The following is an 11,041-nucleotide window of genomic DNA, read 5'->3' as shown; positions in this document are numbered from 1 at the left end:
ATGTCCCGCTTCACCGCCCGCTGTGTGATCGTGGGGGCAGCGGTCGCGCTCGTCGTGGCCGGTGTCCTCGCGCCGATCAGTGGTGCCGGGCAGAGCGTCCTGCTCGGCGCGGGTGCGTGCTGCGCCCTGGTCGACGTCGTGCTGCACCGATCGGCGCCGCCGGATTGCGGAACCCGTCCGGCCCCGGTCGTTGCGCCGCGTGCGCCGGACCAGCCCGCCGCGGCCGATCCCCTCGGATCGACGGCGCAGCCGACGGGCACGACCTCTGCGGACGGTGACGGCACCCCGGTAGTCGTCCTCGGGCACGGGTCGGGCGGCAACCTGCTCCGCGTCGATGCCGGCTCCCACATCGTGGTCGTCGGGGCCGGAGCACTCGCCGTCGCGGTGTTCCGCGGGCTCGCCGAGCAGCTCCGCGCCGCTGCCGTCCACGCCGACGACGACCTGCGGTGGGCCGTCGCGCCAGGACTCATCGACGCCGCTGGCTCCCGCAGCGACGATCCGGCCTCGACCACCTCGAGCACGCCGTCAGGGGAGACCCTCCCGCCGGGGACATCGGTCGCGGTGTGGATGGGCACCGACGGCCGACCGCTCGGCACGGTGGTGCTCGTGCCCGGACTCGGAGCAGCGCCCCGACACCGGGACGTCACCGTCGAGGTCTCGCGGTACGGCTGCTCCGTCCGTCGACTCGACGGCGACGGGGTCGTCCGTATGTCCCCGGCGCTGCCGGTCCTCGCCCCCGACCCCGACAGCGCGGACCGATGACCAGCGCCGAGGAGCAGCGCGGACCGAGGATCAGCGCCGACCGAGGATCAGCACCCGCGACGGATCAGCGCAGCCCGGCACCGACGCGCACCGTACCGACGGGGACGCCACCGCCGAGCACCCGCTCACCGGTCGCCTCGAGCACCTCGGCCACGCCGTCGGACGCGACGAGCCCGTTCCGCTCGAGCAGGGCAAGGGCCGCCAGGGTGCCGGCCCGCTGCGAGCCGTCGAGCACCTTCACCGCCACCGCCGCGCCGCCGGGCAACCCCATGACCATGACGCCCTCGGCACCGAGCTTCGCCAGCACCTGCAGCCGCTCGATGGTGACCGTGTTCGCACGCCCGACACCGTCGATCGCCCACGGGTGCGCCAGGACCGCGTCGGTCAGCGCGGCGGAGTCGTCGTCGGCCCGTGCCACGACACCGGCGAACCCGCGTGCCAGCCCCGTCAGGGTCAGCGGGAACACGGGGGCGCCGCATCCGTCCGTGCCGACCAGGTCGACGGTCTCGTGCGTGTACTCCTCGACCACGGAACGCACCCGCTGCTGCAGCGGGTGCTCGATGTCGAGGTACGTGGCCTCGTCCCACCCGTTCACCCGGCAGGCCGCGAGCATGCCGGCGTGCTTGCCGGAGCAGTTCATCGCCAGTCGGCGGGGTCCGTCCATCGTGCGGGCGGTGCCGCGGTCGAACGGCATGTCCGGCGGGCAACCGAGGTCGGCCTCGACGTGGTCGAAGGACTCGAGCATGTGCAGGGCGAGCGCCTGGTGCGCCGCGGTACCGGCATGGCTCGCGGTGGTGAGGACGAGCTCCTCGTCCGAGAACAGCGCGCCGGCGCGTCGGACCGCCAGGGCCTGGAACGGCTTCATGGTGGAACGCGGGTAGATGCTCGCCGTCACGTCACCCACGGAGTCGATCACCGTGCCGGTCGCGTCGACGACGACGCCGGCACCGACGTGTCGGCTCTCGTCGAACCCTGAGCGTTCGAGCACCGCCAGCTCGACGGAACCGTCGGCGGTGAGAGGATGGCGATCACTGCGGACTTCGGGGCTCACCGTCATGCCGCCATGCTAGCCAAGGCGAAGGGGCGCACCCGTGCACGACCACTCCTACGAGGTCTCCGTCAGCTGGACCGGCGACCGCGGGACCGGCACGTCCGGGTACCGCGACTACGGCCGCGAGCACGTGGTCTCGGCGACGGGCAAGCCGGACGTCCCCGGCTCCGCCGACCCGACGTTCCGCGGGGACCGTGACCGCTGGAACCCCGAGGAGATGGTGGTCGCGGCGCTGGCCCAGTGCCACATGCTCAGCTACCTGCACGTCGCGGTCACGAAGGGCTTCACCGTCGTGGACTACCAGGACACCGCGACCGCGTCGCTCCGCCTGAACCGTGACGGTTCGGGTGAACTGACCGAGGCGACCCTGCACCCGGTCGTCACGATCCTCGAGGCCGATCGCGTCGCGGACGCCGAGGCCGCACACGTCACCGCCAACCAGCTCTGCTTCATCGCGCGCTCCGTGGCGTTCCCGGTGCACCACGAGCCGCAGCTGGTCGTCCGACCTGCGTCATTGGCAGGGGACTCTTCGACTGGTGGGGCAGACTAGGTCCTCGTGAAGCGTCTCCGCCTGCTCCCGATCGCCATCGTCCCCGCCGTCGTGCTGGGACTCGCCGCCTGCTCCGGCTCCGGTTCGAACGGGTCCTCGGCCTCGCCGACCCCGTCGGCCAGCGCCACGGCCTCGGCGATCACCTCCTGCCCCGACCCGGGCAAGGCCTCCGACGCCGTCGAGGCGACCGGATCGTTCGGTGGGACGAAGGCCCCGACCGTCAAGTTCGCCTCGGGCCTGTCCGCGAAGACGCCGCAGGCCACCCGGCTCGTGAAGGGCAAGGGCGCGGCACTCGACGAGGGCGACTACGCGCAGGTGTCGTACAGCGTGTACAAGACGTCGGACGCCAAGAAGCTCGGCACCGTCGGCTTCGACGAGGGCAACCCGCAGGTCCTGTCCGTCGGCGGGTCGGGCTTCGGCGCACTCCTCGCCTGCTCGAAGGTGGGCGACCGGATCGCCGCGGTCGGACAGTCCTCGGCACTCGGGTTCAACACCGGCGGCGAGATCGTGGTCGTCGCCGACGTCGTCGCGCAGACCCCCACCAAGGCGAACGGCACCCCGAAGGACCAAGACCCGGCCCTGCCCACGGTCAAGGACAAGTCGAGCGGCGAGCCGGAGATCACGATCCCCGACGGCGTGAAGGCGCCCACGAAGACCACGGTCGAGGTGCTCAAGCAGGGCAACGGCTCCGCGATCGCCGACGGCGACACCGCACTCGTGCAGTACAAGGGCGTCGTCTACGACACGGGCAAGGAGTTCGACTCCTCGTGGTCGAAGGGCGTCCCCACCACCTTCACCGTGTCGGAGAGCGCACTCATCAAGGGCTTCGTCACCGGGCTCGTCGGGCAGAAGGTCGGCTCACAGGTCCTGATCGTCGCCACGCCGGAGGACGCCTACGGCGCCAACCCGCAGGAGGGTTCGGGCATCCCGAAGAACGCCACGCTCGTCTTCGTGGTCGACATCCTCGCCAAGGGCTGATCGTGACGGACGGCGGCCTCGGCAGCACCGGTCCGGCCCGCAGACGCATCGTCGTCCTCGGCAGCACCGGTTCGATCGGCACCCAGGCGCTCGACGTCGTCGCACGCAACCCCGACCGGTTCGAGGTCGTCGGCCTCACCGCGGGCAGCAACCGCGACCTCGTCGCCGAGCAGGCCGCCCGTTTCGGCGTGCGCGACACCGCGTTCGGCGCGGCCGACTCGGAACGGCTCGTCCGGAGCGTCGAGGCCGACGTCGTGCTCAACGGCATCACCGGTTCGGTCGGGCTCGGTCCGACGTTGGCCGCACTCGAGAGCGGTGCCACCCTCGCCCTGGCGAACAAGGAGAGCCTGATCGTCGGCGGCTCCCTCGTGCGGCAGGCCGCGGCGCCCGGGCAGATCGTGCCCGTCGACAGCGAGCACTCCGCGATCGCGCAGGCGCTCCGCTCCGGCGTCGACACCGAGGTGCAGCGACTCGTCCTCACCGCGAGCGGGGGTCCGTTCCGCGGGCGCACCCGCGAGCAGCTCCGCGACGTCACCCCTGCCCAGGCGCTGGCGCACCCCACCTGGGACATGGGGCTCGTCGTCACGACGAACTCCGCCACCCTGGTGAACAAGGGGCTCGAGGTCATCGAGGCCCACCTGCTCTTCGACGTGCCGTACGACCGCATCGACGTCACCGTGCACGCGCAGTCGATCGTGCACTCGATGGTCGAGTTCGTCGACGGTTCCACCATCGCCCAGGCGTCGCCGCCGGACATGCGCCTGCCGATCGCACTCGGCCTGGCCTGGCCGGACCGGGTGCCCGGCGTCGGCGTGCCGCTCGACTGGACGACCGCGAGCACGTGGACGTTCGAGCCGCTCGACCAGGACGCCTTCGGCGCCGTCGCCCTCGCGAAGCGGGTGGGCGAGCTGGGTGGGACGTTCCCGGCCGTGTTCAACGCCGCGAACGAGCAGGCCGTCGCCGCGTTCCACGCCGGCGCGATCGGTTTCCTGGACATCGTCGACACGGTCGAGCGCATCGTCGAGGAGCACACCGCGGGGGAGCCGTCACTCGACGGCGTGCTCGCGGCGGAGCAGTGGGCGCGCACCGCTGCGGACCGCGCGCTGACCCGCTGACGCGAGACGCGCCTCCCGTCCGACGCGGAGGCGGCAGACCGCGGACGGCGACGGACGGGAGGCCCTGCTCGCCTCTCAGACGGCGCTCGGCTCCGTCATGGAATCAGTCCCGTACTCTTTCCCGGTGACCGTCGAATCCGTCCTGCTCTTCGTCCTCGGCGTGGTCGTCTTCATCATCGGCCTGCTGGTCTCGATCGGACTCCACGAGCTGGGGCACCTGTCCTTCGCGAAGCTCTTCAACGTCAAGGTGACGCAGTACTCGCTGGGCTTCGGCAAGGCGATGTGGTCGTTCAAGCGGGGTGAGACCGAGTACGGGATCCGTCCGATCCTGCTCGGTGGGTACATCTCGATGGTCGGCATGCTCAAGCCGCGCGCCTCGGGCCGGGCGAACGCCATCACGAACACCGGCATGTACGGCGCGTTCGTGCAGGACGCCCGCCAGGCCAGCGCCGAGCAGATCGCGGACTCCGGTGGCGACGACTCCCGTGCCTTCTACCGCCTGACGCCGTGGAAGCGGATCATCGTGATGGTCGCGGGCCCGGCCATGAACCTGGTGATCGGCATCGTGCTGTTCGGCGTGCTGCTGTGCGGCTTCGGGGCGCCGACCACGACCTTCACGTCGAGCGTCGGGTGCGTGCTGCCGAACAGCCAGACGACCGAGTGCTCGCCCGGCGACGCGGTGTCCCCGGCGAAGCAGGCCGGCATCGAGTCGGGTGACGTCGTGCTCTCGGTGAACGGCGAGCAGGACCCCACGATCACCCGCGTCTCCGAGGTCTTCCAGGAGTCCGCCGGTGAGCAGGTCACTGTGGTGGTCGAGCGCGACGGTGCCCGGAAGACCCTCGAGATCACCCCGACGACCGCCACTCGCGACGTCTACGACGCCGAGGGCAAGGTCGTCAAGAACGACGACGGCACCACGAAGACCCAGCGTGTCGGCGTGGTCGGCGTCAGCATCGGGCAGTCCCTGGTGCGGCAGTCCCCGGCCGAGGTGCTGCCCGCGACCGGCGCCCAGATCGCGGCGTCGGCGCACCTGATCATCGACCTGCCGCAGCGCCTGGTCGCGGTGTGGAACGCCGCGTTCGGCGCCCAGGAGCGGTCGCAGGACAGCCCCGTGTCGGTGGTGGGCGTCGGCCGTGCGATCGGCGAGGTCTCGTCGATGAGCGGTGTCCCCGTGGTCGACAAGGCGTACACGATCCTCGGGCTGCTGGCCTCGCTCAACATCGGCCTGTTCGTGCTGAACATGGTGCCGCTGCTGCCGCTCGACGGCGGACACATCGCGGGTGCGCTCTGGGAGGCGATCAAGCGACGGTCGTTCAAGCTCGTCGGCAAGGCGGACCCGGGGCCCATCGACCTGGCGAAGACGATGCCGCTGACGATGGTGGTCGTGGTGCTGCTGGCGGGCATGAGCGCCCTGCTCATCTACGCCGACATCGTTCGTCCGGTGAACCTCTTCGGGTAGGGCTGCCGAGCCACTACGCTCAGCGCATGAGCACAGCCGCCACGAACCCGCCCGAGGTTCGCGCCGTCGAACGCCAGGGGCTCGACGTCATCGCCGAGTCCGACCGGAAGGGCACCCCGAGGGGGCTGTTCTGGCCGTGGTTCGCCGCCAACATCTCCGTCCTCGGCCTGAGCTACGGCTCCTTCGTCCTCGGCTTCGGCATCTCGCTGGCCCAGGCGACGATCGTCTCGGTGATCGGGGTGGTGTTCTCGTTCCTGCTGTGCGGCGTCGTCGCGATCGCCGGCAAACGCGGCTCCGCGCCGACGATGGTGCTGAGCCGCGCGGCCTTCGGGGTCCGCGGCAACCGGGTGCCGTCGTTCCTCAGCTGGGTCCTCACCGTCGGGTGGGAGACGTCGCTCGCCGCCCTGGCGGTCCTGGCGACCTCGACGGTGTTCACCGAGCTCGGCTGGGACGGCGGGGTGTTGACGAAGATCGTCGCGCTCGTCGTGGTCGCCGCACTGATCGTCGGAGCCGGCATCGCCGGGTTCGACGTCATCATGCGCCTGCAGACCGTGATCACCGTCGTCACCGCCGTGTTGACCGTCGTCTACATCCTGCTCGCCGCGCCGACCATCGACTTCGCAGCGCTCGGTGCCCTGCCGTCCGGCAGCGGGCAGAACGTCATCGGGGCGCTCGTCCTCGTGATGACCGGGTTCGGACTCGGCTGGGTGAACGCCGCCGCTGACTACTCGCGGTACCTGCCACGGAACGCCTCGACGGGCGGGGTCGTCGGCTGGACGACGTTCGGCGGTGCCCTCGCACCGGCGGTCCTCGTGGTGATCGGCGTGATGCTGGCCGGGTCGTCACCGGACCTGAACGACGCGATCGGAGCCGACCCGATCGGCGCGCTCACGACGGTGCTCCCGGTGTGGTTCCTCATCCCGTTCGCGATCGTGGCGATCCTCGGGCTCGTCGGGGGAGCCGTCCTCGACATCTACTCGTCGGGCCTCGCACTGCTGAGCGTCGGCGTGAAGATCTCGCGTCCGGCGGCCGCGGGCGTCGACGGCGTCATCATGGTCGCCGGTGCCGTCTACGTCGCCTTCTTCGCGCAGGACTTCATCTCGCCGTTCCAGGCCTTCCTCGTGACCCTCGGCGTCCCGATCGCCGCGTGGGCCGGGATCTTCGTCGCCGACGTCCTGCTCCGTCGACGCGCCTACGCCGAAGCCGAGCTCGACGACCGCCGCGGGCGCTACGGCGACGTCCGGTGGCTGCCCATCGCGCTCGTCGTGCTCGGTACCGTGCTCGGGTGGGGTCTGGTGACGAACACCTACGGCGTCCCGGCCTGGCTCAACTGGCAGGGCTACCTGCTCGGCCCGTTCGGCCTCGGCGGCCGCGAGGGGCCGTGGGCCTACGCGAACCTCGGCGTCCTCGTCGCCCTGGTCGTCGGGTTCCTCGGCACGCTGCTGTTCGCGCGCGGCTCGATCCGCCGTCAGGAAGCACTCGCCACCCCGGACGACCTGCGATGAGCGCGGAGATCCCCGACGACGCCTGGCTCGTCGTGATCGACATGCAGCAGGTCTTCACCGGCGAGAACCCGTGGGCCGCCCCGCGGTACGACCACGCCGGTGCCGGCATCGAGCGACTCCTGCCGCGGTTCACGGGCCGCACGGTGTTCACCCGCTTCGTGGCTCCGGCGGAGCCCCAGGGCGCGTGGGTGCCGTACTACCGCGACTGGCCCTTCGCACTGGTCCCGGACGCCGACCCGCTGTACGCGCTCACCGAGCCGTTCGCGTCGGCGGCAGCGGACCGGAACGACCCCGTCGTGACGGAACCGACCTTCGGCAAGTGGGGGACGAGCCTCCAGGCCGTCGTCGGCGACCACCCGCACCTGGTGCTCACGGGGGTCTCGACCGACTGCTGCGTCCTGTCGACCGCGCTGGCGGCGGCCGACGCCGGTGCGACGGTGACCGTCGTGGCGGATGCCTGCGCCGGCGCTACCGACGAGGACCACGACCGTGCGCTCGCGGTGATGCGGCTCTACGCCCCGCTCATCACGGTCGTGGACTCGGTCAGGGAGCTCTGAACGGACGCACGGGGACCGGACCCGGCACGGTCAGACCGAGCGCGTAGAGTGCTCACGTGCCCGCAGTCAACCTCGGTATGCCCAAGTCCCCCGAAACCCTCGCTCCGCGTCGCAAGTCGCGGCAGATCCGGGTCGGCAAGGTGCTCGTGGGCGGCGACGCCCCGGTGTCCGTGCAGTCGATGACCACGACGCAGACCACCAACATCAACGCGACGCTGCAGCAGATCGCCGAACTGACGGCCTCGGGCTGCGACATCGTCCGGGTCGCCGTGCCCACGCAGGACGACGCCGACGCGCTGGCGATCATCGCGAAGAAGTCGCAGATCCCCGTGATCGCCGACATCCACTTCCAGCCGAAGTACGTCTTCCAGGCGATCGATGCCGGCTGTGCGGCCGTCCGCGTCAACCCGGGCAACATCCGCAAGTTCGACGACCAGGTCGGCGCGATCGCGAAGGCCGCCAAGGACGCCGGCGTCTCGCTCCGCATCGGCGTGAACGCGGGATCGCTCGAGCCGAGCCTGCTGCAGAAGTACGGCAAGGCCACCCCCGAGGCGCTGGTCGAGTCCGCCGTGTGGGAAGCCTCCCTGTTCGAGGAGCACGACTTCCACGACTTCAAGATCTCGGTCAAGCACAACGACCCGATCGTGATGGTCAAGGCCTACCGGCAGCTCGCCGCCGCCGGTGACTGGCCGCTGCACCTCGGCGTGACCGAGGCCGGCCCGGAGTTCCAGGGCACCATCAAGAGCGCCACCGCGTTCGGCATCCTGCTGGCCGAGGGCATCGGCGACACCATCCGCGTGTCGCTCTCCGCCCCGCCCGCGCAAGAGGTCAAGGTCGGCCTGCAGATCCTGCAGTCGCTCAACCTGCGCGAGCGCAAGCTCGAGATCGTCTCCTGCCCGAGCTGCGGTCGCGCGCAGGTGGACGTCTACCAGCTCGCGAACGACGTCACGAAGGGGCTCGAGGGCATGACCGTCCCGCTCCGCGTCGCCGTCATGGGCTGCGTCGTGAACGGCCCGGGCGAGGCGCGCGAGGCCGACCTCGGTGTCGCCTCGGGCAACGGCAAGGGGCAGATCTTCGTCAAGGGCCAGGTCGTCAAGACCGTGCCCGAGGCCGAGATCGTCCAGACGCTCATCGACGAGGCGAACCGCATCGCGGACGAGATGGGTCCGGCCGCCGCCACGGGCACGCCCCAGGTGATCATGGCGCCGTAGGCGCGACCACCGCTCCCTGCCCGCCGCCACTAGGCTTGCCCCGTGGTCACACGGCTTTCGCATCTGTTCCTCCGTACGCTCCGCGACGACCCCTCCGACGCCGAGGTGACGAGCCACAAGCTGCTCGTCCGCGCCGGGTACGTCCGTCGCCAGTCCCCGGGGATCTTCGCCTGGCTGCCGCTCGGACTCCGGGTGCGCGCCAAGATCGAGGCGATCATCCGCGACGAGATGGTCGCCGCCGGCGCGCAGGAGGTCCTGCTGCCGGCGCTGCTGCCGCGTGAGCCGTACGAGGCGACGAACCGCTGGACCGAGTACGGCGACGGCATGTTCCGCCTGCAGGACCGCAAGGGCTCCGACTACCTGCTCGCGCCCACGCACGAGGAGATGTTCGCGCTCCTGGTGAAGGACCTGTACTCGTCGTACAAGGACCTGCCGGTCACCCTGTTCCAGATCCAGGACAAGTACCGCGACGAGGCCCGCCCCCGCGCCGGACTCCTGCGCGGCCGCGAGTTCACCATGAAGGACGCGTACTCGTTCGACCTCACCGACGAGGGCCTCGAGCGCAGCTACCAGGTCATGCGCGACGCGTACGAGAAGATCTTCGCCCGCCTCGGCCTCGACTACGTCATCGTCAAGGCCGACGCCGGCGCGATGGGCGGCTCCAAGTCCGAGGAGTTCCTGCACCCGATCGGCGTCGGCGAGGACACCTTCGTCCGCAGCGCCGGCGGCTACGCGGCCAACGTCGAGGCCTACGTCACCCCCGTCCCCGAGTCGCTGCCGATCGAGGGTCAGCCCGAGCCCGTGCTGCTGCCGGCGTCGGACACCCCGACGATCGACACGCTCGTCGCCCACGCGAACCAGGTGGCGCCGCGCGAGGGCGCCCCGTGGACCGCGGCCGACACGCTGAAGAACGTCGTCCTCGCGCTCACCCACCTCGACGGCACACGCGAGGTCGTGGTCGTCGGCCTGCCCGGTGACCGTGACGTCGACCTGAAGCGCGCCGAGGTGTCGTTCGCCCCGGCCGAGGTCGAGGCCGCCGGCGACGACGACTTCAAGAAGCACCGCGGCCTGGTGAAGGGCTACATCGGCCCGCAGGTCCTCGGTGCCGACAGCGCCACCGGCCTCCGCTACTTCGTCGACCCCCGTGTGGTCGACGGCACGAGCTGGATCACCGGCGCCAACGAGCGCGGCGTGCACGTCTCCGGCCTCGTCGCCGGCCGTGACTTCGTGGCCGACGGTGTCGTCGAGGTCTCCGACGTCCGCGCCGGTGACCCGTCCCCGGACGGCTCCGGCCCGCTCGAGACCGCGCGCGGCATGGAGATCGGGCACGTGTTCCAGCTCGGTCGGAAGTACGCCGAGGCGCTCGGTCTCAAGGTGCAGGACGAGAACGGCAAGCTCGCCACGGTCACGATGGGCTCGTACGGCATCGGCGTGACCCGCATCCTCGCGATCCTGGCCGAGTCCCACAACGACGAGAAGGGCCTGGTCTGGCCGAAGAACGTCGCGCCGTTCGACGTGCACATCGTCGCCACCGGCCGTGACCAGGTCGCCTACGAGCTGGCGGCCTCCGTCGTCGCCGAGCTCGAGGGCGAGCGGTTCGACGTGCTGTACGACGACCGCCCGAAGGTGTCGCCCGGCGTGAAGCTCCGCGATGCCGAGCTGCTCGGCATGCCGATCGTCGTCGTCGCCGGCCGCGGCGCCGCCGAGGGCGTCGTCGAGCTGTGGGACCGCGCGACCGGCGACCGCCGCGACGTGCCGGTGGTCGACCTGCTCGACGCGGTCCGCGCGATCTAGACGCGACCCCTGACGGACGGGCGCGCCCCGCTCAGCGGTGACGCGCCAGCGTCACGCGG

10 protein-coding genes are annotated in these 11,041 nt (G+C 71.1%); 9 read left to right on the top strand and 1 reads right to left on the bottom strand.

Annotation, left to right across the window (positions count from 1 at the left end; genetic code table 11):
* A complete protein-coding gene (locus HQQ79_RS10130) occupies positions 1-762 on the top strand; it encodes a hypothetical protein (protein WP_173034040.1) in 762 nt (253 codons plus the stop codon).
* Between the two features lie 64 nt (positions 763-826).
* Here the strand turns inward: HQQ79_RS10130 and HQQ79_RS10125 are convergent, their stop codons facing one another.
* Complete coding sequence (locus HQQ79_RS10125; RefSeq protein ID WP_071244782.1) at positions 827-1,819, bottom strand: asparaginase; 993 nt, start codon at positions 1,817-1,819, stop codon at positions 827-829.
* Between the two features lie 34 nt (positions 1,820-1,853).
* Between HQQ79_RS10125 and HQQ79_RS10120 the strand changes: the two genes are divergently transcribed.
* From HQQ79_RS10120 to HQQ79_RS10085, 8 genes are all read left to right on the top strand, one after another.
* Complete coding sequence (locus HQQ79_RS10120; RefSeq protein WP_027465770.1) at positions 1,854-2,363, top strand: OsmC family protein; 510 nt, start codon at positions 1,854-1,856, stop codon at positions 2,361-2,363.
* 6 nt (positions 2,364-2,369) lie between these two features.
* Positions 2,370-3,341: an FKBP-type peptidyl-prolyl cis-trans isomerase gene (locus HQQ79_RS19165; RefSeq protein ID WP_173034038.1), complete on the top strand. Its 972-nt coding sequence runs from the start codon at positions 2,370-2,372 to the stop codon at positions 3,339-3,341.
* A gap of 2 nt (positions 3,342-3,343) precedes the next feature.
* Positions 3,344-4,456: a 1-deoxy-D-xylulose-5-phosphate reductoisomerase gene (gene dxr, locus HQQ79_RS10110; protein ID WP_173034036.1), complete on the top strand. Its 1,113-nt coding sequence runs from the start codon at positions 3,344-3,346 to the stop codon at positions 4,454-4,456.
* 124 nt (positions 4,457-4,580) lie between these two features.
* On the top strand, positions 4,581-5,915 hold the full coding sequence (locus HQQ79_RS10105) for an RIP metalloprotease (protein WP_173034034.1): 1,335 nt from the start codon (positions 4,581-4,583) through the stop codon (positions 5,913-5,915).
* A 26-nt stretch (positions 5,916-5,941) separates the two neighbouring features.
* Positions 5,942-7,420 carry a cytosine permease gene (locus HQQ79_RS10100; RefSeq protein WP_173034032.1) on the top strand — a complete coding sequence of 493 codons (1,479 nt, stop codon included), beginning with the start codon at positions 5,942-5,944 and terminating at the stop codon, positions 7,418-7,420.
* Complete coding sequence (locus HQQ79_RS10095) at positions 7,417-7,977, top strand: cysteine hydrolase family protein (protein ID WP_173034030.1); 561 nt, start codon at positions 7,417-7,419, stop codon at positions 7,975-7,977. The genes HQQ79_RS10100 and HQQ79_RS10095 overlap by 4 nt, the downstream gene beginning before the upstream one ends.
* A 56-nt stretch (positions 7,978-8,033) precedes the next feature.
* Entirely contained in the window at positions 8,034-9,188 is a 1,155-nt protein-coding gene (gene ispG / locus HQQ79_RS10090) for a flavodoxin-dependent (E)-4-hydroxy-3-methylbut-2-enyl-diphosphate synthase (protein WP_173034028.1), read from the top strand.
* Positions 9,189-9,230: 42 nt separating this feature from the next.
* Positions 9,231-10,982 (top strand): proline--tRNA ligase, encoded by a 1,752-nt coding sequence (locus HQQ79_RS10085; protein WP_173034026.1) that lies wholly within the window; start codon positions 9,231-9,233, stop codon positions 10,980-10,982.
* The last annotated feature ends 59 nt before the right edge of the window (positions 10,983-11,041 follow it).

Source organism: Curtobacterium sp. VKM Ac-2852 (genome assembly GCF_013205045.1).
Classification (GTDB): domain Bacteria; phylum Actinomycetota; class Actinomycetes; order Actinomycetales; family Microbacteriaceae; genus Curtobacterium; species Curtobacterium flaccumfaciens.
This window is presented reverse-complemented; position numbering and strand designations above follow the sequence as displayed.